We start from the raw sequence: 26380 nt of genomic DNA, 5'->3' as shown, positions 1-26380 counted from the left end.
GTGGACGAGCTCTTCGGCGAGGGATGGCTGTTCTGGGGCGTCGTGCTCGCCATCGGCGTGCCGGTGCTGCTCGTCGTGCTCACCGAGGTGCTCGGCTGGTTGACCCGCCGTGGCAGCGCCGCCGCCAAGCCCGTTCGGCTGCTCCGCAACTGGGTCGTGCCGGTCGGGGCGCTGTTCGGCCTGCTGATCTTCGCGCTCCAGTCGCCCGCAGAGCAGGTGTGGGCTCGCGTCGTCGCCACGGTGCTCGGCTTCCTCGTCATCCTCCTGGTGCTGAGCGCCCTCAACGTCGCCCTCTTCGCCAATGCGAAGCCCGGCAGCTGGCGCGAGCGGATCCCGTCGATCTTCGTCGACCTCGGCCGCCTGGTGCTCATCGTCGTCGGCCTCGCGATCCTCTTCTCCTGGGTGTGGGGCGCGGATGTCGGCGGGCTCATCGCCGCGCTCGGCGTCACCTCGATCGTCATCGGCCTCGCCCTGCAGAACGCCGTCGGCGGCATCATCTCGGGCCTGCTGCTGCTCTTCGAGCAGCCGTTCAAGCTCGGCGACTGGCTCGACACCGGGAGTGTCCGGGGCCGGGTCATCGAGGTGAACTGGCGCGCCGTGCACATCGACACCGGCGCCGGCGTGCAGATCGTGCCGAACGCCTCGCTCGCGAACGCGTCGTTCACCAACCTGAGCCTCCCGACCGAGCTGCACCGCGCGATGGCGACCGTGACCTTCTCGACCGACGATCCGCCGCACGAGGTCATCGACCTCGTCGTCGACGTCGCGCGCGGGCTGCCGATGGCCGCCCGCGGCGAGCAGCCCGCAGCACGGTACCTGGGAGCCGCGAAGTACGAGGTCGAGGTGCCGGTCTCCGGCCCAGCGGCAGCGGATGACGCGGTGTCGCTCCTGCTCGCATGGCTCTGGTACGCGGCGCGCCGGCGGGGCCTCTCGCTCGACGGCGACTCGACCGACCCCGTCGCCGAGCCCGCGCAGCTCGACGCCGCATTCGAGCTGATCGCGCCCGCGTTCCGGCTGAGCGCCGAGGATCGGGCGCGGCTCGCACCCGCGTGCCACCTCGAGCGGTACGGCACCGGGGAGGTCGTGCAGCAGCCCGACCGGGTGCCCGACATGCTGCGGGTCGTCGTCGACGGCCGGCTCGCCCTCTCGATCGTGACCGATCGCGGGGCGATCGACTCGGGGTGGGCCGAGGTCGGCGAATCCGTCGGCCAGACGGTGCTCACTCGCGAGCCGTCGTTCGTCCGCGCCGTCGCGGCCGAGGTCACGACGCTCCTCGTGATGCCGCTCGCCGTGATCGACGAGATCGTGCGCTCGAATCCGGCCGTCGCGCGTGACATCGGGCAGGCGATCGAGAACCGGCGGCGCGCGGCATCCGATGCCCTCGCCGCCGCCGGCATCGTGCGCGGGGCGCTCGGCGGGCGCGGCTAGCTGCACAGCTCGCGGGTCGGGCCGCGCCGACGCGGATCGTGCCTATGCTGCGGGCGTGCGCTCCGCGAGCATCTCGGTCATCAGCTCGATCTCCGAGGTCTGGCTGTCGACGATCGAGCGCGCGAGCGCGACCACGACCTCGTTCGATGAGCGCGCCAGCACGGCATCGGCCATCTCGACCGCGCCCTGATGGTGGGCGATCATGAGGTCGAGGAAGCGGCGCTCGGCTTCGACTCCGGTGAGGCCGCGGAGCTCCTCGACCTGCGCGGGTGTGGCGAGCCCCGGCATCGGTGCGCCGGGCGTGTGCGCGCCGCCCTCGGCGTCGGTGTGCGCGTCGTGACCGGCGGCGCCGTCGACGGCGGGGCGGGTCATCCAGGTCATCGACGGTTCGGAGCCCGCTTGCGAAAGGCCCCACTCGGCGAGCCATCCGTACATCTGACCGGCCTGCTGCGCCTGCGTCGTCGCGATGTCGTACCCGAGCAGACGCACCTCCTCGTCGTCGGTGGCGTCGCGCACGATCATCGCGAGCTCGACGCCCTGCAGGTGGTGCACCTGCATGTCGCGGGCGAACCCGGCCTCGGCGCTCGTACTGGTGGGCGTGGGCTCGGCGAGCGTCGAGAGCCGCCCGATCGAGAACGCCACGATCGCCACGACGACGAGGGCGACGGATGCCACGGCGATGACGGCGGCTCGCCCGCCCCGGCGCCGTTCGCGCGCGGCGTCGTCGGCGATGCCGGCGGGGATCACCGGATCGGCGAGCTCCGTCACGACACCTTGCCCGGAGCGTCGAACGCACCGGTGCAGAGGGCGCCGGGCTCCGGCACGTTCTGGCTCTTCCAGTACTCCTCGAAGAACGCGGGGATGCGCTCGTCGTCGGCGTTGTCGAGCGCGAGCTGCGAGTTCCAGCCGCTCAGCACGATCGGCGAGGGGAGCCCGTCGAACGGCGAGAGCACGACGTAGCTCGACGGCAGGTGCGTCTTCAGCGCCTCGAGCTCGGCAGCGGGCAGTTCGGGGTCGTAGGTGATCCAGATCGCCCCGTGCTCGAGCGAGTGCACCGCGTTCTCGTTCGGCACCGGCTGCTCGTAGACGCCGCAGTTCAGCCACACCTGGTTGTGCTCGCCGCCCGTGGGCGGGGTCTGGGCGTAGTCGACGACGCCCTCGACGTGGCCGGCGCCGTTGTCGAACGTCTCGACGCCCTCGATCTCGGCACCGTCGCTCCCGGCGCCGTAGGAGACGGGCTGCGGGGTGAGCACGATGGCGGTGATGACGAGTCCGACCACGGCGACACCGCCGACGACCGCCGACCAGATCCCGATTCGCCGATTGCGCTTGGCCTTGGCCTCGCGCTTCTTGAACTCGGCGAGCTTGCGCTCGCGTTCAGCGGCGCGCTGCTGCTTGATGGAGTTCTGCTGCTTCACCTTGGGGGGAACGGGCGGGGTCGCGCTCACACGTTGGCCTCTCTCGCATGGTTGTCGCTTCAATCATATGAACGCGCAGGCTGGGAGAACACCGGGTCGCGACATCCGCCCGCCCGCTTCGGCTCGACGGCGCGAGCGGATAGAGTGGCCTCGTGATCCTCGCGCTGTGTTGTCGCTGACGACGACGTCGACCGACCCCGCACGCACGCACGATCGTTCGCCGCTCACGTCCGCAGACCGAGCGGAACGAGCCGACAGCAAGGACACCACCATGAAGTACGCAGACACCATCATCGATCTCGTCGGCGACACCCCGCTCGTCAAGCTGCACCACGTCACCGAGGGGGTGACGGATGCGACGGTGCTGGTGAAGCTCGAGTACCTGAACCCCGGCGGCTCGTCGAAGGACCGCATCGCCGGCCGCATCATCGATGCCGCCGAACGCGAGGGCAAGCTGAAACCGGGCGGCACGATCGTGGAGCCGACCTCGGGCAACACGGGGGTAGGGCTCGCGCTCGTCGCGCAGCAGCGCGGCTACAAGTGCATCTTCGTGTGCCCCGACAAGGTCGGCGAGGACAAGCGCAACGTGCTCACCGCCTACGGCGCCGAGGTCGTCGTGACGCCGACCGCCGTCGCGCCCGACAGCCCCGAGTCGTACTACGGCGTCTCCGACCGGCTCGCCCGCGAGATCCCCGGTGCGTTCAAGCCCGACCAGTACTCCAACCCGAACGGGCCGCGCTCGCACTACGAGACCACCGGCCCCGAGATCTGGCGCGACACCGACGGCACGGTCACGCACTTCGTCGCCGGCGTCGGCACGGGCGGCACGATCACCGGCACCGGCCGGTATCTGCGTGAGGTGTCCGAAGATCGCGTGCGCATCATCGGCGCCGACCCCGAGGGATCCGTCTATTCGGGCGGCACCGGCCGTCCCTACCTCGTCGAGGGCGTCGGCGAGGACTTCTGGCCGGCCGCCTACGACCCCGCCGTGCCGCACGAGATCATCGCCGTCTCCGACGCCGAGTCGTTCGACATGACCCGCCGGCTCGCCCGTGAAGAGGGCATCCTGGTCGGCGGTTCGAGCGGCATGGCCGTGGTGGCTGCGCTCAAGGCCGCGGCATCCGCCGGCCCCGACGACGTGTTCGTGGTGCTGCTGCCCGACGGCGGCCGCGGCTACCTCGGCAAGATCTTCAACGACAAGTGGATGCGCGCCTACGGCTTCTCGAACGCCCCGGCCGGCCACACGATCGCCGAGCTGCTCGCGGCGAAGGCCGACCGCACGGCGCCGCTCGTCTACGTGCACCCGAACGACACGGTGCGCGAGGCGATCGACCGCATGACCGAGACCGGCGTCTCGCAGCTGCTCGTGCTGACCGCGGAGCCGCCCGTCGTGCTCGGCGAGGTGCTCGGGGCGCTGCACGAGGAGACCCTGCTCGACCAGGTCTTCTCGGGGCAGGTCAAGCTCATCGACAAGGTCTCGAGCGTCGTGGGGGAGCCGCTGCCGCTCATCGGGGTCAACGAGCCAGTGGCATCCGCTCGCTCGTCGTTCTCGGCGACCCCCGCGATGCTCGTGACCGACGGCGGCAAGGCCCTCGGCGTGATCACCCGCACCGACCTGCTCTCCTACCTCTCCGCCTGACCGGCGGCCTCGAACACACCGTCACCACGCACTTCAGGAGATTCCGACATGCACGACCAGGCACGCTTCGACACCCTCGCCATCCACGCAGGGCAGGAGTTCGACCCCACCACCGGCGCGGTCATCCCGCCGATCTACCAGACCTCGACCTACGTGCAGGACGGCATCGGCGGGCTCCGCGGCGGCTACGAGTACTCGCGCGGCGGCAACCCCACGCGCACCGCGCTCGAGACCCAGCTCGCGGCGCTCGAGGGCGGCGAGCTCGGCCTGTCGTTCGCCTCGGGCCTCGCCGCCGAAGACGCGCTGCTGCGCACGGTGCTCGCACCGGGCGACCACGTCGTCATCGGCAACGACGTCTACGGCGGCACGCACCGGCTGATCCGCCGGGTGCACGGCGCCTGGGGCGTGCGGCACACGACCGTCGACACGAGCGACCTCGACGCGGTTCGGGCCGCGATCGAACCGTCGACGAAGGTGCTCTGGATCGAGACGCCGTCGAACCCCCTCATGAAGATCTCGGATGTCGCGGCGCTCGCCGAACTCGGCCGCGCCGCGGGCGTGCTCGTGGTCGTCGACAACACCTTCGCCTCGCCCGCGCTGCAGCAGCCCCTCGCGCTCGGCGCCGACGTCGTCGTGCACTCGACGACGAAGTACCTCGGCGGGCACTCCGACGTCGTCGGCGGCGCGCTCGTGTTCGGCGCCGGCCTCGGCGACGGCACCGGCCGCCCCGAGCTCGCCGACCTCGCCGAGCGCGTGACGTTCACCCAGTTCGCGGCGGGAGCCGTGTCGGGGCCGTTCGACGCGTTCCTCACCTCGCGCGGCATCAAGACACTCGGCGTGCGCATGGATCGGCACAGCAGCAACGCCATGGCGATCGCCCGGCGACTCGACGAGCACGCCGGCATCGAGCGCGTGTACTACCCGGGGCTCGAGTCGCACCCGGGGCACGAGCTCGCCGCCCGGCAGATGTCGGGCTTCGGCGGCATGCTCTCGATCTCCCTCGCGGGCGGCGGCGAGGCGGCGCGCCGGTTCGCTGAATCGACCGAGCTGTTCCAGCTCGCCGAATCGCTCGGCGGCGTGGAGTCGCTCGTCAACTACCCGTCGGAGATGACGCACGCCTCGGTGAAGGGCACGGATGCCGAGGTGCCCGAGTCGATCGTGCGTCTGTCGGTCGGCATCGAGGACGTCGCCGACCTGCTCGCCGACATCGACGGAGCGCTCGCCCGCCTGTAGCGGCGACCGCTTCCCGCGCCATCCGCTCGCGCGCCATCCGCTCGGCGGGCGAGCGCGGTCGGAGGAGTGGGAGAATGGGAGCAGGCGCTCGGCACGTCACCGGCGCCGCAGGAGATGAACTCCCATGGTCTGGTTCTGGGTCACCGTGATCATCGTCGGAATCCTCGCGATCGTCCTCCTCTTCATGTCGGTGAAGATCGTGAAGCAGTACGAGCGCGGCGTGGTGCTGCGATTCGGCCGGTTGCAGAGCGTGCGCGAGCCGGGCATCCGGTTCATCATCCCGATCGTCGACGTGATGATCAAGGTGTCGCTGCGCATCGTGACGCTGCCGATCCAGTCGCAGGGCATCATCACGAAGGACAACGTCACCGTCGGGGTGTCGGCCGTGGCCTACTACCGGGTGGCGGACGCGGTGAAGTCCGTGATCGCGATCGAGAACGTGAAGTCGGCGATCGAGCAGATCGCGCAGACCACGCTGCGACGCGTCGTCGGCCAGCACCATCTCGACGAGGCGCTCGCCGACACGGCGGCGCTCAACGCCAACATCCGCGAGATCCTGGATGTCACGACGCTCGACTGGGGCGTCGAGGTCACGCTCGTCGAGCTGAAGGACATCCTCCTGCCCGACTCGATGAAGCGCGCCATGGCGAAGCAGGCGGAGGCCGAGCGCGAGAAGCGGGCGAAGATCATCGCCGCCGAGGGCGAGTCGCTCGCGGCCGTGCAGCTCGGCGTCGCGAGCGACACGATGATGTCGCATCCGCTCGCCCTGCAGCTGCGCACCCTGCAGACGCTGGTCGAGGTCGGGGTCGACAAGAACACGCTCGTCCTGTTCCCGGCACCGCTCATGGCCTCGATCGGCGAGCTCACGAACTTCATCGATCGAGAGGCGGCGGTCTCCCAGGTTCGCGGACACTAGGGCACAGCTAGACGGGCGCGATTCCGTTCCGGTAGGCCCAGATGACGATCTGCACGCGGTCGCGGAGCGAGAGCTTGGTGAGCACCCGACCGATGTGCGTCTTCACCGTCGCCTCGGCGAGGTAGACGGTTCGGGCGATCTCGGCATTGCCGAGGCCCTGCGCCACGAGCCGTACGATCTCGAGTTCGCGCTCGGTCAAGCTCGCCTCGGCGGCCGCGCGCCGACCGGGATCGGGCATCCCGGGAAGCAGGAGCTCGACGAACCGGCTCGTCGTCGATGGGGCGAGCACTGCATCGCCGCGGTGCACCGCTCGGATCGCAGCGGCCAGCTCGTCGACCGAGGCGTCCTTCAACAGGAACCCGGATGCCCCGGCGCGCAGTGCCCCGAAGACGTACTCGTCGGCATCGAACGTCGTGAGCACGAGCACCCGTGTGTCAGCGTGGTGTTCGAGGATCTCGCGGGTCGCGTCGACGCCGTCGAGCTGCGGCATCCTGATGTCCATCAGCACGACATCCGGGGAGAGGCGCGCCGTCGCACGCACGGACTCGGCGCCCGTCGCGGCCTCGCCGACGACCTCGAGGTCGGTCTGGGCATCGACGCTCGCGACGATGCCGGCTCGCACGAGATCCTGGTCGTCGACGACGAGTACGCGGATCATGCGGCGGGCTCCGCCTGCGTCGGCACCGTGGCGGTCAGCGTGAAGCAGCCGTCGCCCGCGTCGACGGTCGTGAGGCTTCCGCCGACCGCACGCAGTCGTTCGTCCATGCCCAGCAGCCCCAGTCCGGGCTCGAGCGTCCGGGCGCGGCCGGGCATGCGCACCCGGTCGTTCGAGATGATCACGGACAGCCGGTCGGCGTCCCACCTCATTGCGAGGTCGACGATCGCGCCGGGGTGCGCGTGCTTGGCGACGTTGGTGAGCGCCTCCTGCACGACGCGGTAGATCGCAACTTGCGCGGCCGCCCCGATCGGAGTCGCCGTGCCCTCCGTCGAATGCGCGATGACGCAACCGAGCGAACGCGCCCGCTCGATCAGCTCGGGGAGCTCGGCGAGGGTCGGCTGCGGGAGCGGCCGCGCATCGGGCGGAGCTTCGTCATCGCGGATGCCTCGGAGCAGCACCCTGACCTCGTGCAGCGAATCGCGTGCGGTGTCTTCGATCACGGTGAGCGCCGAGGTCGCTCGCGCCTCGTCGAACCTGGCGACCCGTGATTGGCTGACGATCACCGCGAGGGAGTGGGCGAGCACATCGTGCATGTCGCGCGAGATGCGGGCGCGCTCCTCATGGGCCGCGAGCGCCTCGCGCTGTGTGCGCTCGCGGCGTTCGCTCTCGGCCCGCTGTTCGGCGAGCTCTGTCGCCAGCAGCTGGGACCGTCGAAGGAGACCCATCGTCCACGCGCAGAGCACGACCGCGGTGAAGAGCACGAAGAGCAGCCACGGCGACGGCCCGAATCCGGAGTCGACGACGATCGGGTCCGCGGCATAGCGGCACGCCGCGGCGACGGACCCGACGAGCCCGGTCACGAGCGGCATCCAGCGTGTTCCGTACGCTGTCGCGGCGTAGACCGCGATGACGAACACGAGCGACGATGGCAGGACGAAGAACAGGCCCGTGACGACGGCCTCGCCGCCGACGCACGCCGCGATCACGAGCAGGGCAGCCGACGGGTGCGAGCGCCGCCACAGCAGTGCGGCATGCCCGACCACCGCGAGCGCGACCACGACCCAGGCGCCCGGGGTCGGAATCGACGTGAGCGCGACCAGCACCGTCGGCGGCAGCAGCACCATCGCGGCAACGGCGGCGATGAGCGCGTCGTGGCGCGCCGGTGTCATGGTCACGCCTCCAACCTATGCGGCGATGCTCGCATGGGCGCGAGCATTCTCGGCATCGCGAGTCGAACCGCGAGCATCGATGAATCCGAGTGTCGCGGTGAGCATCACCACTCCGAGCGCGAGCCACGTGCCGTAGACGCACAGCACCATCAGGGTCGCCCCATCGCTTGCGAACACGACGGAACCCGCCGCGACTCCGGTCGCCTGCGCCAGCAGACCGAACACCATGAGGAACCCCATGCTGAGCAGTGCCATCGACGCGCACCAGCCGCCGGCGACGAGCAGCCATGCCGGTAGGGGCACGCGCCGCGATGAGGTCAGGAGCAGCACGAGCACGAGGGCCGAGCCGAATGACAGGAGTTCCATCACCGGGAAGCCGGCGGTGACGTCGACCGGAGGGTTCGAGTCATCCTGTACCCACCACACCAGTTTCAGCAGCGGATAGGGAACGGCGAAGGCAACGGCGCACCACGCCACCGCGATCCGTGTGCGAGCGGATGCCGCGGCACCGGCGGCGGCCCCCGCAGGATCGGTGCGGAGTTGCCATGCCCAGGCGACGGTGACGAGTGCGGCGAGGAGGCTCGCGGCCCGGGCGGTCGCGCCAGGCCAGTCGACGGTCGCGAAATCGCCGGAGGGGATGCCCGTGGCCCAGAAGAACGCGCGGAACCCGTCGAGGACGGCCCCTCCCGATGCGCCGAAGAAGAACACCGCCGCGGCCCAGCCGAGCACGCCCGCCGCGCGCGTCCCGCGCTTCGAGCTCGTCATCCGCGCAACGAGCAGCGACACCAGCACCAGGGTCACGGCGAGGAAGGAGAGCCAACGAGGCGGGAAGATCCGCGCGTAATCGTCGGTGGGGCCGATCGCGAGGGATGCGGCGGCGGTGAGGGCGGCGACGGCTGCCGTGCCGATCGTGGCGGTGATGAGGATCGGGCCCGCTGTTCGAGTGCGTTTCGTGATCATGCGCCCAGCCCAGTCGATGCCGACCCGGCGCACATCCACCGTGGGTCGCGGCGACGTGCGACTTCGGTAGCTGGGTGCTGGCAGTATTTCGATGAACTGTGTCATTCCTGCCAGCGACGCGTGTCGGCGGGATGCTCCAGAATGAGCGGGTGACTTCGAACGAGACCGCCGTGGCCCCCGGCGCAGCACCGGCCGTCAACGCGGCATCCGACGCCTCGGCGCCCGCCGATTCCCAGCCGCACCGCGGCAGCCTCGGCCTCGTGCAGGGCACCGCCCTGTACATCGCGAGCGTGCTCGGCACGGGCATCCTCGTGCTGCCCGGGCTCGCCGCCGCGGCTGCCGGCCCGGCCTCGATCGTCGCGGTGGCCGTCGTGCTCGTGCTGTCGATCCCGCTCGCCGGCACCTTCGCCGCGCTGGCCTCGCGCTACCCTGATGCGGGCGGCGTCGCGAGCTACGTGCGCCGCGCGCTCGGCGACACCGCCGCCCGCATGGCCGGGTACTGGTTCTACTTCGGCGTCTGCATCGGCGCACCGGTGCTCGCCGTGCTCGGCGGCGAGTACGTCGTCGCGGTGCTCGGCATCGACCGCTCGGCCGTGCCGATCATCGGCTTCGCGGTCTTCGTGCCCCCGTTCATCGTCAACTGGTTCGGCGTGCGCGTCGCCGGGTGGGTGCAGTTCGTGCTCACCGGGCTCCTCATCTCCGTGGTCGTCGGCGTGGTCGCGGTCACGTTCCCCGCCGTCGAGGCATCCAACTTCGAGCCGTTCCTGCCGAACGGCTGGGGCGGGGTCGGCGTCGCGATCAGCCTCTTCGTCTGGGCCTTCGCCGGCTGGGAGGTCGGCACCCACATCGCGGGCGAGTTCAAGAACCCGCGCAAGATCATCCCGCTCGCCACCGGCATCGCGGTCGTCGTGGTCGGCGCCGGCTACCTCGCCCTGCAGTTCGTCACGGTCGCGGTGCTCGGCGACCGGGCGGGCGACGGTCAGGTGCCGCTGCTCGACCTCGTCGAGACGACCGCACCCGGCATCGGCCCGGTGCTCGTCGCCATCGTCGCGGCGATCGTCACGCTCGGCGTGATGAACGCCTACCTGCCGGCCTTCGGCAAGCTCGGCGCAGCACTCGGGCGCGACGGCGACCTGCCCAAGTTCTTCGCGAAGGGCGCCGCCGACGGCGAGGTGCCGCGCCGCGCGCTCGCCCTCACGGGCGTGCTCATCATCGGCTACTTCGGCCTCATGCTGCTGAACGACCTCGACCTCACGGGGTTCATCCTCATCCACACGAGCAATATGGTGGCCATCTACGCCGCGGGCATGCTCGCGGCCACCCTGCTGCTGAAGCGCTGGTCGTTCGGCTGGTGGCTCGCGGTCGTCGCGACGGTGATGACCGCCGGGCTCCTCGTGCTCGCCTGGGCGAACCTCCTCGTGCCGCTCGTGCTCGCCGCCGCCGCGGTGCTCGTGACGGTCGTGCGCCGCGTGCGCGCCCGCCGGCGGGGCGCACCCATGATCGCTCACCCGGCCCAGCCCGTCGCACAGGAGACCGAATGACCGAGTACCGCGCCCACTTCGACGCCGACATCGCCTTCGTCAACGGGGGAGGACTGCACGCCGAGGCCTTCCGGCTCGACCTGCCGTCGCAGCACCTCACCCAGGCGCAGATCGGCGAGCTGCTCGTGCGCCACCTCGGGCTCGCGCTCGTCGGCAGCGTCGAGCTCTCGAACCTCGAAGTCGTCGAGGAGGCGCACAAGGGATCGCGGGGCGTCGGCGCCGAGGCATCCGCTTCGCCCGGCGAAACGCAGCGCGGTCGCCTCGTCGACCTCAGCCACACGATCAGCGCGGGACTCGTGACCTACCCGGGGCTGCCGGTGCCGGTGATCACGCCGCACCTCACACGAGAGGCCTCGCGCGAGCACTACGCGCCGGGCACCGAGTTCGAGATCGACGTCATCGCGATGGCCGGCAACACGGGCACCTACCTCGACAGTCCGTTCCACCGCTACGCCGATGGCGGCGACCTCGCGAGCCTGTCGCTCGAGACGCTCGTCGGCATCCCGGCCGAGGTGTTCAGACTGACGGATGCCGCGGAGCGCGGCATCCCCGCCGAGGTCTTCCTCGACCGCGATCTCGCGGGCACGGCGGTGCTGCTGCACACCGGCTGGAGCCGTCATTTCGGCACGCCCGACTATGGGAACGGCGCACCGTTCCTCACCGAGGCGGGCGCGCAGCACCTCGCGGACGCGGGCGTCGCGATCGTCGGCATCGACTCGCTCAACATCGACGACGCCGAGTCGGCCGGCGAGCGGCCGGCGCACTCGATCCTGCTGGCGGCGGGCATCCACGTGGTGGAGCACCTGACCGCGCTCGCCGAGGTGCCCGTGCGCGGAGCACGCTTCACGGCGGTGCCGCCGCGGGTCGCCGGGTTCGGCACCTTCCCGGTGCGCGCCTTCGCCGAGATTCCCGCCGCCGACTGACTTCGGCGAGTCGCCGCGCCGCGTCTGGCATCCGGCGTCCGCGTGCGTGAGGATGGACAGATGATCGCACCCGCGTATTCCCTCCGCGACGGCAACTCGATTCCGGCGATGGGACTCGGCACCGTCGGGCTCGACGACCAGGCGGGAATCGACGCGATCACCGCGGGCATCGACGAGGGCTACCGACTCATCGACACCGCGTTCAACTACGGCAACGAAGAGGCCGTCGGCGAGGCGATCCGCCGTACCGACGTCGATCGCAGCGACCTGGTGATCACGACGAAGCTGCCGGGCAAGCACCACGGCTTCGACGAGACGATCGCGAGCTTCGAGCAGTCGCGCTCGCGTCTCGACCTCGACTGGGTCGACCTGTACCTCATCCACTGGCCGTTGCCGCGGCTCGGCAAGTACCTCGACAGCTGGCGCGCGATGATCTCGCTGCGCGAGAAGGGGCTCGTACGGGCGATCGGCGTCTCGAACTTCACGCCAGAGATGCTCACACGCCTCATCGACAGCACGGGCATCGTGCCGGTCGTGAACCAGGTCGAGCTGCACCCGTACTTCCCGCAGGCGGAGCTGCGCGCCTTCCACGACGAGCACGACATCCGCACCGTGAGCTGGAGCCCGCTCGCGAAGCGCACCGAGCTGCTGCAGGAGCCGGTCATCGCCGAGATCGCCGCGGCGCACGGCGTCACGCCGGCGCAGGCGGTGCTGCGTTGGCACGTCGAGCTCGAGGCGGTGCCCATTCCGAAGTCGTCGGATGCCGCGCGCCGGCGCGAGAACCTCGACGTCTTCGGGTTCGCGCTCACGACCGAGGAGGTCGATGCCATCTCCGCGTTGTCGCGCGGGCGCATCTGGGGTGCCGACCCCGACACGCACGAGGAGTTCTGAGCACCCGTGGGTTGAGGAGGCGCGCCAGCGCCGTCTCGAAACCCCGTGTTCGGGCAGCCAGGTTTCGAGACACTCGCTGCGCTCGCTCCTCAACCCGCGGGGTGCGCCGCCCGGGGCATCCGCTTGAATTCAAGTCCCCTTGAAGTCGTAGGCTCGACAGGGTGACCGATCCCACCGCTGAGACACCCGCGCCGCCCTCGACCGACCACGAGTCGACGGGCGCCTCGATCGCGGCGAGCGCCGAGACATCCGCTGCGCCGGTCGCGCCGGTGCCTGCGTCGGGGCCGCTGTCGAAGCCCTACCGCTGGCTCTCGATCGGCATGTTCTCGCTCATCTTCCTCGCGGCGTTCGAGGCGATGGCCGTCACGACGATCATGCCGCTTGTGGCCGAGCAGCTCGACGGCGAGTCCCTCTTCGCGCTCGCGTTCGCCGTGCCGCTCGCCGCGGGCATCGTCGGCATGGTCATCGCGGGCAACTGGACCGACCGTTCGGGGCCGCTCCCGTCGCTGCTCGTCTCGGCGGCGCTGTTCGTCGTCGGCCTCGTGATCGCGGGCACCGCGGTGAACATGGAGGTGTTCATCGTCGGCCGCTTCGTGCACGGGCTCTCGGGCGCGGCGGTCATCGTGCCGCTCTACGTGATCGTCGGCCGCGTCTACCCCGAGGCGATCCGGGCCCGGGTCTTCGCGGGTTTCGCCGCGGCCTGGGTGATCCCGTCGATCATCGGTCCGGCGCTCGCCGGCGTCGTGGCGGAGACGTTCAGCTGGCACTGGGTGTTCCTCGGCGTCATCGTGCTCGTCGTGCCGGCCGCGGCGATGATGCTGCCGCCGGTGCTGCGCGTGCGCGACCAGGTGCAGGGGGATTCGTCGGTGCAGTGGAGCGTCAGCCGCATGGGCTGGGCCGTGCTCACCGCCGCCGCCGCGCTCGGGGTGTCGCTCTCGAAGGAGTTCGGCGACCCGTGGCGCTGGGTCGTCGCGGCCGCGGCGATCGCGCTCGCGGCGTGGGCGGCGCGGCCGCTGCTGCCGCCGGGAACCCTGCGCGCGGCGCGCGGCATGCCCGCGACCGTGCTGCTGAAGCTCATCGTCGCCGGTGCCTTCTTCGGCAGCGAGATCTACCTGCCGTACCTCTTCATCGAACGTTACGAGTTCTCGCCGAGCCTCGCGGGCGCGGTGCTCACCGGCGCCGGCATCTCGTGGGCGGTTGCGTCGTGGCTGCAGGGGCGGCTCACCGATCGCGTGTCGAACACCCAGGCCGTGGTGCTCGGCACGATCGGCCTCGCGATCTCCCTCGCCGTGGTGCTCGTGGTCGCCCTCTTCACGCTGGCGCCGGCAATCGCGTTCGCCGCGTGGACCCTCGCGGGCGGTGCGATGGGCTTCATGTACCCGCGGTTCTCGGTCGCGGTGCTCGCGCTCTCACCCGTCTCGGCGCAGGGGTTCAACAGCGCCGCCCTCACGATCTCCGAGTCGCTCGGCGCGGCCATCGCGCTCGCGATCACGGCGCTCATCTCGAGCGCGCTCGGCTCGGGAATGTTCGCCGCGGACTTCGCAGTGACGCTGGCGATCGCGTTGGTCGCCGTGCTCCTCGCCGGTCGGGTGCGACCGCTCGGCGCATCGTCGGCCACGAGCTGAGCCCCGGGGCGCTGCGCCGACGCCCGCCATGTGACTGTCACACGTCTCGATGGCGCGCGAAACGACGTCCGCGTGCATAATGGAAGCGCCGCTGATGTGAACGTGCACATCGGGGTGAATGGGTTGGCAGTGAATCCTGAGACTCCCAGAGGGCGGGCGCCCAGCATCCGTGATGTCGCGCGCCTGGCCGAGGTGTCGCACCAGACCGTCTCGCGGGTGCTGAACGACCATCCGAGCATCCGGCCCGAGACGAAGGAGCGCGTGCTCCTCGCCATGGAGACGCTGCAGTACCGGCCGAACCGGGCGGCGCGCGCCCTCGTCACGAGCCGCTCGCACACCATCGGCGTGCTGGCGGCGCGCAGCTCCGAGTACGGCCCGGCGACGAGCATCGCCGCGATCGAGGACGCCGCGCGAGAGCACGGCTACTACGTCAACACCGCGAACCTCGCCGACGTCACGCCCGAGGGGATCACCGACGCGCTCGAGCACCTCATGCTGCAGGCGATCGAGGGTCTCGTCGTCATCGCTCCGCAGGTGCGGGTCTTCGACGTGCTCGCCGCCGCGCCCATCGGCGTGCCGTTCGTGAGCCTGCAGTCCACCGGGCGGAGCGACCACCTCGCCCTCTCGGTCGACCAGGTCACCGGTGCGCGCCGCGCCACACAGCACCTCGTGAGCCTCGGGCACCGCGAGATCGTGCACCTGGCGGGCCCGCAGGACTGGATCGAGGCCGAGGCGCGTATGCGCGGATTCCTTGATGCGATCGACGACGCCGACCTCTCGCTGCACCCGCCGATCCTCGGCGACTGGAGCGCCGACTTCGGGTACTTCGCGGGCCGCGAGCTCAGTCGCGCCCGCGACTTCACCGCCGTGTTCGCGGCGAACGACCAGATGGCGATCGGCCTCATGCACGCGTTCCGCGACGCCGGCCTCGATGTGCCGGGCGACATCAGCGTGGTCGGATTCGACGACATCCCGGTGGCCCAGCACGTGTGGCCGCCGCTCACGACGGTGCACCAGGACTTCCGCGAGGTCGGGCGCCGTGCGGTGGCCCTGCTCCTGAACCAGGTGCACGGGCGCGAGGTGCTCGAGGTCGAGGAGATCGTGCCGCGACTCGTCGTGCGCGGCTCGTCGGCCGAGGCATCCGGCCGCCGCCCCCGTTATGCAAGCGTGACTGACTCGGCTTGACAGCGCCGCATCTCGGATGCACCATTGGTCTCGATGTGAACGGTCACACGGATCGCACACAGGAACCGCCCCCGAACGAATGACATCGAGGTCGCACGTGAACCAGTCGCCGACGACACCCCCTGCGGGTCACCGCAGGTCGGGAGGCACCCGATGATGCCGCAGCCGATTCTCGAGATGCGCTCCATCACCAAGGAGTTCCCCGGCGTCAAGGCGCTGTCGGATGTCTCGCTCACGGTGATGCCCGCCGAGATCCACGCGATCTGCGGCGAGAACGGCGCCGGCAAGTCGACCCTCATGAAGGTGCTCTCCGGGGTCTACCCGCACGGCACCTACACGGGGCAGATCATCTTCCGCGGCGAGGAGGTGCAGTTCCGCGACATCCGACAGAGCGAGAACGCCGGCATCGCGATCATCCACCAGGAGCTCGCGCTCATCCCCGAGCTGTCGATCACCGAGAACATCTTCCTCGGCAACGAGATCAACCACGGCGGTCGCATCGACTGGCGCGCGGCGAAGGTGCGGGCCATCGACCTGCTCGCACGAGTCGGACTCGACGAAGACCCCGACACGCAGATCAAGCACCTCGGCGTCGGCAAGCAGCAGCTCGTCGAGATCGCGAAGGCGCTCGTCAAAGAGGTGAAGCTCCTCATCCTCGACGAGCCGACGGCGGCGCTCAACGAAGACGACTCGCAGCACCTGCTCGACCTGATCCGCGGCCTGAAGGGCAAGGGCATCGCGTCGATCATGATCTCGCACAAGCTCAACGAGATCGAGGCGGTCGCCGACGAGATCACGATCATCCGCGACGGCCACACGATCGAGACCCTCGACGTGCATGCCGGCGGCGTCGACGAGGACCGCATCATCCGTGGCATGGTCGGCCGCTCGCTCGAGAGCCGCTTCCCCGACCGCACCCCGCACATCGGCGACGTCTTCTTCGAAGTGAAGGACTGGACGATCCAGCACCCGCAGGTGCCCGAGCGCCTCGTGGTCAAGGGCTCGAGCCTCAACGTGCGGCGCGGCGAGATCGTCGGCCTCGCGGGGCTCATGGGCGCCGGGCGCACCGAGCTCGCGATGAGCCTCTTCGGGCGCTCCTACGGCAACTACCTCTCGGGCACGATCGTGAAGGACGGCCAGGAGATCGTGCTGAAAGACGTCGAGTCGGCGATCGAGCACGGCCTCGCCTACGTCAGCGAAGACCGCAAGCAGCTCGGGCTGAACCTGCTCGACACGATCAAGCGATCGATCGTCTCGGCGAAGCTCTCGAAGATCGCCAAGCGCGGTGTCGTCGACGACTCGCGGGAGTTCGGCATCGCCGACGACTACCGCAAGCAGCTTCGCATCAAGACGCCGAGCGTCGACGCGGGCGTCTCCAAGCTCTCGGGCGGCAACCAGCAGAAGGTCGTGCTGGCGAAGTGGATGTTCACCGACCCCGACCTGCTCATCCTCGACGAGCCCACCCGCGGCATCGACGTCGGGGCCAAGTACGAGATCTACACGATCATCCAGTCGCTCGCTGCGCAGGGCAAGGGCGTGATCCTCATCTCGAGCGAGCTGCCGGAACTGCTCGGCATCGCCGACCGCATCTACACGGTGTTCGAAGGCCAGATCACCGACAACATCCCCGCATCCGAAGCGAACCCGGAGGCGCTCATGCGCAGCATGACCTCCGCCAAGAAGAAGGCGAACGCATGAGCACGACGGCGAAGGACCCTGCCGCCCAGAAGAAGGGCGGGCTCTCCGACATCCGCAAGATCTTCGGAGGCGGCCAGTCCAGCCTCCGACAGTTCGGCATCCTCGGCAGCCTCATCGTCATCATCGTGATCTTCCAGATCTGGACGAACGGGCTGACGCTCTCGCCGACGAACCTGATCAACGTCGTCAACCAGTACTCCTACATCCTGATCCTCGCGATCGGCATGGTGATGGTCATCATCATGGGCCACATCGACCTGTCGGTCGGATCGGTCGCGGCGTTCACCGGCATCATCGTGGCGAAGTCGATGGCGGAGTGGAACTTCCCGTGGCCGCTCGCGATCCTGCTCGGCATCGCGGTCGGCGTGGCGATCGGCGCCTGGCAGGGCTTCTGGGTCGCGGTCATCGGGGTGCCGGCATTCATCGTGACCCTGGCCGGCATGCTCATCTTCCGCGGCGGCAACCAGTTCATCGGCCAGTCGACGACCACGCCGGTGCCGCAGGAGTTCGGCATCATCGGCGCCGGGTACCTGCCCGAGCTCGCGCTGCCGTTCAACTTCAACGTGCTGACGATGCTCCTCGGCGTGGTCGGTGCGGGCTGGATCGTCTGGAACGAGATCCACCTGCGTCGCCAGCAGAAGAAGATGGGTTCCGACTCGGCGCCCCTCTGGGTGAGCGTCGTCAAGGTCGTCGTGCTCGCGGGTGTCATCCTCTGGGCGGCCTGGCTCTTCGCCACCGGTCGACCGGGCACGAGCTTCCCGATCTCGGGCATCATCCTCGTGGTGCTCGTCATCCTCTACTCGTTCATCACGCGCAACACGATCTTCGGCCGTCACATCTACGCGGTCGGCGGCAACCGCCTCGCCGCAACGCTCTCAGGCGTCAAGGACCGCCGGGTCGACTTCTTCGTGATGATGAACATGTCGGTGCTCGCCTCCGTCGCCGGCATGATCTACGTCGCCCGTGCAACGGCCTCCGGCCCGCAGGACGGCAACGGTTGGGAGCTCGACGCCATCGCGGCCGTCTTCATCGGCGGCGCGGCGGTCTCGGGCGGCATCGGCACCGTCATCGGCTCGATCGTCGGTGGTCTCGTGATGGCCTTCCTCAACAACGGCCTGCAGCTCATCGGCGCCGGCGCCGACGTGGTGCAGATCATCAAGGGCCTCGTGCTCCTCCTCGCCGTCGGCGTCGACGTCTGGAGCAAGCGCCAGGGCCGCCCGTCGATCATCGGGCTCTGGTCGGGTCGCCGCAAGGCGCGCCTCGAGACCCAGGCCCCCGAAGAGGCTCCGACGGTCGCCCCCACGGGCCAGGCCAACGTGTCCTCGCTGCCAGAGGACCTCACCCGGCGCTGAGTCGCCAGCAGCGGCATCCGCTCGAATCGTCACCATCGTCACCATCCGAGAAGTCCTGCAATTCCCATCGAGAAAGTGAAAGATCAATGAAGAAAATCACTCTTGCGGCCACAGCGGTCGCGGCAGTGGCGGCACTCGCGCTCGCCGGCTGCTCGTCCGACCGCGGTGGAGAATCCGGCGGTGAGACCGGTGCGGCCGGCTTCGCAGCCGACTCGACGATCGGCATCGCCCTGCCCGACAAGACGTCGGAGAACTGGGTCCTGGCCGGCGGCCTCTTCGAGGACGGCCTCGCCGACGCCGGGTTCGAGGCTGACGTGCAGTACGCACCCGCGTCGAACACCGTCGCCGAGCAGCAGAACCAGATCTCGGCCATGGTCACCAACGGTGCGAAGGTCATCGTCATCGGTGCGAAGGACGGCAAGCAGCTCGGCACGCAGCTGCAGCAGGCCGCGGACGCCGGCGTCAAGATCATCGCCTACGACCGCCTGATCGAGAACACGCCGAACGTCGACTACTACGTCGCGTTCGACAACTTCAAGGTCGGCGAGCTCCAGGGCCAGGCCCTGCTCGACGGTCTCGCCGAGCGTTCGGGTCACGAGGCACCGTGGAACATCGAGCTCTTCTCGGGCTCGCCCGACGACGCCAACTCGGCCGTGTTCTTCAATGGCGCCATGGAGGTCCTCCAGCCGAAGATCGATGACGGCACGCTCGTCGTCGTCTCGGGCCAGACCGACATCGCCCAGACCGCGACCCAGGGCTGGGAGGCCGAGAACGCCCAGAGCCGCATGGACTCGCTGCTCGCCGCGAACTACGGCGACAAGAACATCGACGGTGTGCTCTCGCCGAACGACAACCTCGCTCGTGCGATCATCACCTCGACCAAGCAGGCCGGCAAGGACATCGCGACGGTGACCGTCACCGGTCAGGACTCCGAGGTCGAGTCGGTCAAGTCGATCATGGCGGGCGAGCAGTACTCGACCATCAACAAGGACACCAACCTCCTCGTGGAGCAGACGATCAAGATGATCGGTCAGCTCCAGAAGGGCGAAGAGGTCGACGTCAACGACACCGAGCAGTACAACAACGGCGAGAAGGTCGTTCCCTCGTACCTGCTGGACCCGGTCATCGTGACGAAGGAGAACGCGGCTGAGGCGTACGCCAACAACCCGAACCTCCTCGACATCGTGAACGCGGGCTAGTTCTCGCCACTCACAGCACGACGGCCCTCGCTCCTTCGGGAGCGGGGGCCGTCGTCGTGTGCACGGCGAGCGGATGCCGCGGCATCCGCTCGCTCGAAGCAGCTACGACTGCTGGCTGTAGTCGGGCAGTTCCTGCAGGGTCCAGCGGTTGCCGTCGGGGTCGGCCACGCTGACGAAGCGGCCCCAGTCCTGCTCGTCGACGCCCTCGGCCTCGACGCCCTTGGCGCGGAGGTCGGCGAGCACGGCGTCGGCGTCGGGGATGACGACCTGGATGACGTCGAGCGATCCCGGCTCGAGCGTGCCGCCGAGCCCCGTGCCGATCGCGATCGAGCATGCGGAGCCGGGTGGCGTGAGCTGCACGAACCGCACCTCGTCACTGACCTGGTAGTCGTGGTCGGCGTTGAATCCGAGCTTGTCGACATAGAACGCCTTCGCGCGGTCGACGTCGGTGACGGGCACGTGGATGAGTTCGATCTTCCAGTCCATGGTGACTCCTCGTAGGGGTGCGGTGCGATCCGTCCCATCGAATCGCCTGCGTCGACGGTAGACAACGATGCGGTCGGTTTCTGTCCGCATTCGAAGCGCAGCGGATGCCGCGGCCCTCGAGTGGAAGGATGGACGCATGGCATTGCACATCACGGGGGAGCAGGCCGCCGACGAGCTGCTCAGCGACGACGCGTTCGCGCTGCTCACGGGAATGCTCCTCGACCAGCAGGTGACCATGGAGTCGGCGTTCGCCGGGCCCGAGAAGATCCGCACGCGGATCGGCTCGATCGACCCCGAGACGATCGCGGGCTACGATCCAGAGGCCTTCGTCGGGGTGTTCAAGCAGACCCCGGCGGTGCACCGCTTCCCCGGCTCGATGGCCGGTCGCGTGCAGGCGCTCGCGACGGCGATCGTGCAGGACTGGGGCGGCGAGGCATCCGCGATCTGGACGCAGGGCGAGCCGAGCGGTGCCGAGGTGTTCAAGCGGCTCAAGGCCCTGCCGGGCTTCGGCGACCAGAAGGCGAAGATCTTCCTCGCGCTGCTGGGCAAGCAGTGCGGGCTCGAGGCGCCGGGCTGGCGCGAGGCCGCCGGGTCGTACGGCGACGAGGGGGCGTTCCGCTCGGTCGCCGACATCGTCGACCGCGAGTCGCTCGCCAAGGTGCGGGCGACGAAGCAGGCCGCCAAGGCCGCCGCGAAGGTCGCCGCGAAGACCACGACGTAGCAGCGCTGCTCGGTGCCGCGCGGCATGGGCGAAGTAGTGCGGCGGCGACGATCTCTCGTCTCGCGAACTCGGTACCGAAGTACCGAAGTACCGGGCCTCGCTGAGAGACGACCGCCTCAGCCGTCGACGAGGAAGCGCGCGATCGCGAGCGCCATCGACTTCGGCTCCCACGCGTGATCGGCGGCGGGCACGGTGCTACGGAAGGCATGCGGCAGGCTCGCGACGAGGGAGTCGGCCGCGGGCGTCATGAGGTCGAGGGTCTGCTCGCCGACGAGCACGAGGGTCGGCTGGGAGACGCCCGCCCAGAGCGCCGGCCGCGCCGCGCTCTGCGTCCAGGCGAGCGCTTCGGAATCGGGTTCGAGGCTCGGGCCCAGTGCCGTCATGATCGGCCAGCCGGGGCCGGCCTTCGCCGCCTCGAGCCACTCGGGCGGCATGTCCTTCATGAAGTACTCGATCGTGGCGTCGCCGTCGCCGGCCGTGATGCGCTCGCGCAGCCCGGCGAGGAACTCGACGCCATCGGTGCCGAGCTCGGCACCGAGCGGCACCTCCCACAGCACGAGCTTCGAGACCGGCAGTCCGGATGCCGCGGCCGCGAGTGCGATCGCCCCGCCCGACGAGCTGCCGAAGAGGGCGACCGCGTCGTCGGCGCCCTCGGTGGCCTCGTCGATGAGCGCGCGGAGGTCGTCGAGCGTCTGCTCGAGCGTGATCGGCGGTGACGCCGGGCTCTCACCGCGCCCGCGCCGGTCGTAGTGCACGACCGAGAAGCCGTGGCCGGCGAGTTCCTTCGCCATCTCGACGGTCACCGGGTCGAACGCGCGGAATTGCATCGCCCCGTCGACGAGGATCACGGGCGGGCCGGAGCCCTGCCGGTCGTAGGCGATGCGCGTGCCGTCGGCGGAGGTCGCGAACTCGGTCATCGGATGCCCTTTCGTCTCGCTCGAGGTCAGGCTACGCCGCCTCCGCGCGTCGCACCACGGTGATGTCGGTGGGTGGTGGCAGTGTTGGGGTCACAACACCACATGTAGGGGTCGGTGGGGTGAAGCACCCCCAAGGGTTCCGATTCGCGACACGCCCGGCATCCGTCCACAGGGCAAGAGATTTCGAACTCGGCGGGTGTGGATAACCCCGGTCGAAGTCGCGGAAATCCGCCGGTCACCGAGGCATCCGCTGTTCATAACCCGTGGATAACCCGGTGGATAACTACACGAATGTAACTACAGCATGTTGTGGCAGTCGAGTTCCACGAACACTAGATGTAGTATTGAAGTACGAAAAGCAACACCGGGGGACAGGCTCCTCCAGAGCCTGAGAACGAGGGGAAAACAATGACGGTCACGGTCTACACCAAGCCTTCTTGCGTCCAGTGCAACGCGACGTATCGCGCCCTCGACAGTAAAGGCATCGAGTACGAAGTGCTCGACCTCTCTGTCGACGAGAACGCCCTCGCACAGGTCAAAGAGCTGGGCTACCTGCAGGCTCCGGTCGTCATCACCGACGAAGGCCACTGGTCGGGATTCCGTCCCGACAAGATCGACGAACTCGCCTCACGCCTCGCATAGCGAGCACCGGTGAACTCGGGGGAGTGAACCGGTGGGGAACGCAGTCGCGAAGGACGCACCATGACGAATCTGGTCTACTTCTCGAGCGTCTCGGGCAACACGAAGCGCTTCATCGAGAAGCTCGGCCGCCCTGCGGCCCGCATCCCGCTGTATGCGCGTGAAGCAGCGCTGCACGTCGACGAGCCCTACGTGCTCGTCGTGCCGACCTATGGCGGCGGCGACGGCAAAGGCGCCGTGCCGAAGCAGGTCATCCGCTTCTTGAACGACCCCGGCAACCGCTCGTACATCCGCGGCGTGATCAGCGCGGGCAACACCAACTTCGGTACGGCCTTCGGTCTGGCCGGCGACGTCATCGCCGCCAAGACCGGGGTGCCGCACCTCTACCGCTTCGAAGTATTCGGAACACCAGACGACGTTCGCGCCGTCAATGATGGATTGGACGCATTTTGGCAAACGCAGCAGCAACTGACGGCGTAGCGCTCATCGACGCACCGCGATCGGCGAGCGGCATGGATTACCACTCGCTGAACGCCATGCTGAACCTCTACGGTCCGAACGGGGAGATCCAGTTCGACAAAGACCGTGAGGCGGCGCGCGAGTACTTCCTGCAGCACGTCAACCAGAACACCGTCTTCTTCCACTCGCTGAAGGAGCGCCTCGACTACCTCGTCGAGAAGGAGTACTACGAGCAGGCCGTGCTCGACCAGTACTCGTTCGAGTTCATCACCAAGCTCAACGAGCTGGCCTACTCGAAGAAGTTCCGCTTCGAGACCTTCCTCGGCGCGTTCAAGTACTACACGAGCTACACGCTGAAGACGTTCGACGGCAAGCGCTACCTCGAGCGCTTCGAGGACCGCGTCGTCATGACCGCGCTCGGCCTCGCACAGGGCGACGAGAAGCTCGCCGTCAACCTCGTCGAGGAGATCATCGGCGGCCGCTTCCAGCCCGCAACCCCGACCTTCCTCAACACGGGCAAGGCCCAGCGCGGCGAGCTCGTCTCCTGCTTCCTGCTCCGCATCGAAGACAACATGGAGTCGATCTCGCGCGGCATCAACTCCGCCCTGCAGCTCTCCAAGCGCGGCGGCGGCGTGGCGCTCTCGCTCTCCAACATCCGCGAGGCCGGCGCCCCGATCAAGCAGATCGAGAACCAGTCGAGCGGCATCATCCCCGTGATGAAGCTCCTCGAGGACTCCTTCAGCTATGCCAACCAGCTCGGTGCCCGCCAGGGCGCCGGCGCGGTGTACCTGAACGCGCACCACCCCGACATCATGCGGTTCCTCGACACCAAGCGCGAGAACGCCGACGAGAAGATCCGCATCAAGACACTGTCGCTCGGCGTCGTCGTGCCCGACATCACGTTCGAGCTCGCCAAGAACGGCGAAGACATGTACCTCTTCTCGCCGTACGACGTCGAGAAGGTCTACGGCAAGCCGTTCGGTGACATCTCGGTCACCGAGAAGTACCGCGAGATGGTCGACAACCCGCGCATCAAGAAGACCAAGATCAACGCGCGCGAGTTCTTCCAGACGATCGCCGAGATCCAGTTCGAGAGCGGCTACCCCTACATCGTGTTCGAGGACACGGTGAACAAGGCGAACCCCATCAAGGGCCGCATCAACATGTCGAACCTGTGCTCCGAGATCCTGCAGGTCAACACGCCGACGACGTACAACGAAGACCTGAGCTACAACGAGATCGGCAAGGACATCTCGTGCAACCTCGGCTCGCTGAACATCGCGCTCACGATGGACTCGCCCGACTTCGGCAAGACGGTCGACACCGCCATCCGCGGTCTCACCGCCGTGTCGAACATGAGCCACATCACCTCGGTGCGTTCGATCGAAGACGGCAACGACAAGTCGCACGCCATCGGCCTCGGCCAGATGAACCTGCACGGCTACCTCGCCCGTGAGCGCATCTTCTACGGCAGCGAAGAGGGCATCGACTTCACGAACATCTACTTCTACACGGTGCTGTTCCACGCGCTGCGCGCGTCGAACGCCATCGCCGAGGAGCGCGGCGAGACGTTCGTCGGCTTCGAGGACTCGAAGTACGCCTCGGGCGAGTTCTTCGACAAGTACACGGATGCCGCGTGGGTGCCCGCGACCGCGAAGGTCACGCAGCTCTTCGCCGACTCGAACGTGCACATCCCGACGCAGGAGGACTGGAAGGCGCTGAAGGCCTCCATCCAGGAGCACGGCATCTACAACCAGAACCTGCAGGCCGTGCCGCCGACCGGTTCGATCTCGTACATCAACAACTCGACGGCCTCGATCCACCCGATCGCGTCGAAGATCGAGATCCGTAAAGAGGGCAAGCTCGGTCGCGTCTACTACCCGGCTGCGTTCATGACGAACGACAACCTGGAGTACTACCAGGACGCGTACGAGATCGGCTACGAGAAGGTCATCGACACCTACGCCGCGGCGACGCAGCACGTCGACCAGGGCCTCTCGCTCACCCTGTTCTTCAAGGACACGGCGACGACGCGCGACATCAACAAGGCGCAGATCTACGCATGGAAGAAGGGGATCAAGACGATCTACTACATCCGCCTGCGTCAGCTCGCGCTCGAGGGCACGGACATGACCGAGTGCGTCAGCTGCATGTTGTAGTCGTGGGTTGAGGAGGGCGCCCAGCGCCCGTCTCGAAACCCCCAGCACTTCAAGACAGCAGCCACGAGACATCCGCTCAGAAGGAACAGACATGACTCTCACAGACCCGGTGAACTCCGCCAGCAACGACCCCGCCCACACGGGCGGCAAGCTGAAGCTGGTCAGCCACGTCAATGCGATCAACTGGAACCGCATCCAGGATGACAAGGACCTCGAGGTCTGGAACCGTCTGGTCAACAACTTCTGGCTGCCCGAGAAGATCCCGCTGTCGAACGACATCCAGTCGTGGAACACGTTGACCCGCGACGAGCAGGTGCTGACGATGCGCGTGTTCACAGGGCTCACGCTGCTCGACACGATCCAGGGCACGGTCGGCGCGGTCTCGCTCATCCCCGACGCGATCACGCCGCATGAAGAGGCCGTCTACACGAACATCGCGTTCATGGAGTCGGTGCACGCGAAGAGCTACTCCTCGATCTTCTCGACGCTGTGCTCGACGAAGGACATCGACGACGCCTTCCGCTGGTCGGTCGAGAACGAGAACCTTCAGAAGAAGGCCGCGATCGTCATGGAGTACTACCAGGGCGACTCCCCGCTGAAGCGCAAGGTCGCCTCGACGCTGCTCGAGTCGTTCCTGTTCTACTCGGGCTTCTACCTGCCGATGTACTGGTCGAGCCGGGCGAAGCTCACCAACACGGCCGACCTCATCCGCCTCATCATCCGCGACGAGGCCGTGCACGGGTACTACATCGGCTACAAGTTCCAGAAGGGGCTCGAGAAGCTCTCGCAGGAGGAGCGCGACGACCTGAAGGACTACACGTTCTCGCTGCTCTACGAGCTCTACGACAACGAGGTGCAGTACACGCAGGACCTCTACGACGGCGTCGGCCTGACCGAAGACGTCAAGAAGTTCCTGCACTACAACGCCAACAAGGCCCTCATGAACCTCGGCTACGAGCCGATGTTCCCGAAGACCGTCACCGACGTGAACCCGGCGATCCTCTCGGCGCTCTCGCCGAACGCCGACGAGAACCACGACTTCTTCTCGGGAAGTGGCTCGTCGTACGTGATCGGCAAGGCCGTGGTCACCGAGGATGAGGACTGGGACTTCTAGTCTGAAACTCATGCCTCTTTGAGTAAACTCATGCCTCTTTGAGTAAGAGT

The 26380-nt window shown here is 68.3% G+C and carries 24 protein-coding genes; 17 read left to right on the top strand and 7 right to left on the bottom strand.

The window, feature by feature from the left end:
* Complete coding sequence (locus ASE14_RS16335) at positions 1–1428, top strand: mechanosensitive ion channel domain-containing protein (RefSeq protein WP_056657410.1); 1428 nt, start codon at positions 1–3, stop codon at positions 1426–1428.
* Positions 1429–1470: 42 nt separating this feature from the next.
* Here ASE14_RS16335 and ASE14_RS16330 read toward each other — a convergent pair whose 3' ends face one another.
* Positions 1471–2196, bottom strand: coding sequence for a DUF305 domain-containing protein (locus ASE14_RS16330; protein ID WP_056657407.1), 726 nt, complete (start codon positions 2194–2196; stop codon positions 1471–1473).
* Entirely contained in the window at positions 2193–2876 is a 684-nt protein-coding gene (locus tag ASE14_RS16325) for a DUF3105 domain-containing protein (RefSeq protein ID WP_157373052.1), read from the bottom strand. Before ASE14_RS16325 ends, ASE14_RS16330 begins: the two co-directional genes overlap by 4 nt.
* Positions 2877–3117: 241 nt before the next feature.
* Between ASE14_RS16325 and ASE14_RS16320 the strand changes: the two genes are divergently transcribed.
* From ASE14_RS16320 to ASE14_RS16310, 3 genes are all read left to right on the top strand, one after another.
* Positions 3118–4485: a cystathionine beta-synthase gene (locus ASE14_RS16320; protein ID WP_056657772.1), complete on the top strand. Its 1368-nt coding sequence runs from the start codon at positions 3118–3120 to the stop codon at positions 4483–4485.
* A 48-nt stretch (positions 4486–4533) separates the two neighbouring features.
* Complete coding sequence (locus ASE14_RS16315) at positions 4534–5718, top strand: cystathionine gamma-synthase (RefSeq protein WP_056657401.1); 1185 nt, start codon at positions 4534–4536, stop codon at positions 5716–5718.
* Positions 5719–5842: 124 nt separating this feature from the next.
* Positions 5843–6634, top strand: coding sequence for a slipin family protein (locus tag ASE14_RS16310; protein WP_056657398.1), 792 nt, complete (start codon positions 5843–5845; stop codon positions 6632–6634).
* A gap of 7 nt (positions 6635–6641) precedes the next feature.
* Here the strand turns inward: ASE14_RS16310 and ASE14_RS16305 are convergent, their stop codons facing one another.
* The 3 genes from ASE14_RS16305 to ASE14_RS16295 are packed head-to-tail and all read right to left on the bottom strand — an operon-like array spanning position 6642 to position 9421.
* Complete coding sequence (locus ASE14_RS16305) at positions 6642–7292, bottom strand: response regulator transcription factor (RefSeq protein ID WP_056657395.1); 651 nt, start codon at positions 7290–7292, stop codon at positions 6642–6644.
* Complete coding sequence (locus ASE14_RS16300; RefSeq protein ID WP_056657392.1) at positions 7289–8461, bottom strand: sensor histidine kinase; 1173 nt, start codon at positions 8459–8461, stop codon at positions 7289–7291. Before ASE14_RS16300 ends, ASE14_RS16305 begins: the two co-directional genes overlap by 4 nt.
* 15 nt (positions 8462–8476) lie before the next feature.
* Positions 8477–9421 carry a hypothetical protein gene (locus ASE14_RS16295; RefSeq protein WP_157373050.1) on the bottom strand — a complete coding sequence of 315 codons (945 nt, stop codon included), beginning with the start codon at positions 9419–9421 and terminating at the stop codon, positions 8477–8479.
* Between the two features lie 149 nt (positions 9422–9570).
* On the opposite strand from ASE14_RS16295, the gene ASE14_RS16290 reads away from it, so the two are divergent.
* From ASE14_RS16290 to ASE14_RS16255, 8 genes are all read left to right on the top strand, one after another.
* Positions 9571–10962 carry an APC family permease gene (locus tag ASE14_RS16290; protein ID WP_056657769.1) on the top strand — a complete coding sequence of 464 codons (1392 nt, stop codon included), beginning with the start codon at positions 9571–9573 and terminating at the stop codon, positions 10960–10962.
* Positions 10959–11885 (top strand): cyclase family protein, encoded by a 927-nt coding sequence (locus ASE14_RS16285; RefSeq protein ID WP_056657387.1) that lies wholly within the window; start codon positions 10959–10961, stop codon positions 11883–11885. The genes ASE14_RS16290 and ASE14_RS16285 overlap by 4 nt, the downstream gene beginning before the upstream one ends.
* Positions 11886–11945: 60 nt before the next feature.
* Complete coding sequence (locus ASE14_RS16280) at positions 11946–12776, top strand: aldo/keto reductase (RefSeq protein ID WP_056657385.1); 831 nt, start codon at positions 11946–11948, stop codon at positions 12774–12776.
* A 161-nt stretch (positions 12777–12937) separates the two neighbouring features.
* Complete coding sequence (locus tag ASE14_RS16275) at positions 12938–14401, top strand: MFS transporter (protein ID WP_235511446.1); 1464 nt, start codon at positions 12938–12940, stop codon at positions 14399–14401.
* 129 nt (positions 14402–14530) lie between these two features.
* The gene (locus tag ASE14_RS16270) at positions 14531–15586 is read left to right on the top strand and encodes a LacI family DNA-binding transcriptional regulator (protein WP_157373049.1); all 1056 of its coding nucleotides are present in this window, start codon (positions 14531–14533) and stop codon (positions 15584–15586) included.
* Between the two features lie 156 nt (positions 15587–15742).
* Entirely contained in the window at positions 15743–17284 is a 1542-nt protein-coding gene (gene mmsA, locus ASE14_RS16265) for a multiple monosaccharide ABC transporter ATP-binding protein (protein ID WP_056657379.1), read from the top strand.
* Positions 17281–18636, top strand: coding sequence for a multiple monosaccharide ABC transporter permease (gene mmsB / locus ASE14_RS16260; RefSeq protein WP_056657376.1), 1356 nt, complete (start codon positions 17281–17283; stop codon positions 18634–18636). The genes mmsA and mmsB overlap by 4 nt, the downstream gene beginning before the upstream one ends.
* Before the next feature lie 86 nt (positions 18637–18722).
* A complete protein-coding gene (locus ASE14_RS16255) occupies positions 18723–19835 on the top strand; it encodes a sugar-binding protein (RefSeq protein ID WP_056657373.1) in 1113 nt (370 codons plus the stop codon).
* Between the two features lie 102 nt (positions 19836–19937).
* Here the strand turns inward: ASE14_RS16255 and ASE14_RS16250 are convergent, their stop codons facing one another.
* Complete coding sequence (locus ASE14_RS16250; RefSeq protein ID WP_056657370.1) at positions 19938–20321, bottom strand: glyoxalase superfamily protein; 384 nt, start codon at positions 20319–20321, stop codon at positions 19938–19940.
* A gap of 136 nt (positions 20322–20457) precedes the next feature.
* On the opposite strand from ASE14_RS16250, the gene ASE14_RS16245 reads away from it, so the two are divergent.
* Positions 20458–21042: an HhH-GPD-type base excision DNA repair protein gene (locus tag ASE14_RS16245; RefSeq protein WP_056657366.1), complete on the top strand. Its 585-nt coding sequence runs from the start codon at positions 20458–20460 to the stop codon at positions 21040–21042.
* A gap of 116 nt (positions 21043–21158) precedes the next feature.
* On the opposite strand, the gene ASE14_RS16240 is transcribed toward ASE14_RS16245, so the two are convergent.
* Complete coding sequence (locus ASE14_RS16240) at positions 21159–21959, bottom strand: alpha/beta fold hydrolase (RefSeq protein ID WP_056657362.1); 801 nt, start codon at positions 21957–21959, stop codon at positions 21159–21161.
* Positions 21960–22367: 408 nt separating this feature from the next.
* Between ASE14_RS16240 and nrdH the strand changes: the two genes are divergently transcribed.
* From nrdH to nrdF, 4 genes are all read left to right on the top strand, one after another.
* A complete protein-coding gene (gene nrdH, locus ASE14_RS16235) occupies positions 22368–22601 on the top strand; it encodes a glutaredoxin-like protein NrdH (protein ID WP_026481845.1) in 234 nt (77 codons plus the stop codon).
* A gap of 60 nt (positions 22602–22661) precedes the next feature.
* A complete protein-coding gene (nrdI, locus tag ASE14_RS16230; RefSeq protein ID WP_056657358.1) occupies positions 22662–23078 on the top strand; it encodes a class Ib ribonucleoside-diphosphate reductase assembly flavoprotein NrdI in 417 nt (138 codons plus the stop codon).
* Between the two features lie 32 nt (positions 23079–23110).
* A complete protein-coding gene (nrdE, locus tag ASE14_RS16225) occupies positions 23111–25216 on the top strand; it encodes a class 1b ribonucleoside-diphosphate reductase subunit alpha (RefSeq protein ID WP_056657355.1) in 2106 nt (701 codons plus the stop codon).
* 91 nt (positions 25217–25307) lie between these two features.
* A complete protein-coding gene (nrdF, locus tag ASE14_RS16220; protein WP_056657353.1) occupies positions 25308–26330 on the top strand; it encodes a class 1b ribonucleoside-diphosphate reductase subunit beta in 1023 nt (340 codons plus the stop codon).
* The last annotated feature ends 50 nt before the right edge of the window (positions 26331–26380 follow it).

This window comes from Agromyces sp. Root81, from assembly GCF_001429165.1.
Taxonomy (GTDB): domain Bacteria; phylum Actinomycetota; class Actinomycetes; order Actinomycetales; family Microbacteriaceae; genus Agromyces.
Note: the sequence above shows the minus strand (reverse complement) of the source record. Positions and strands in the feature narration are given on the sequence as shown.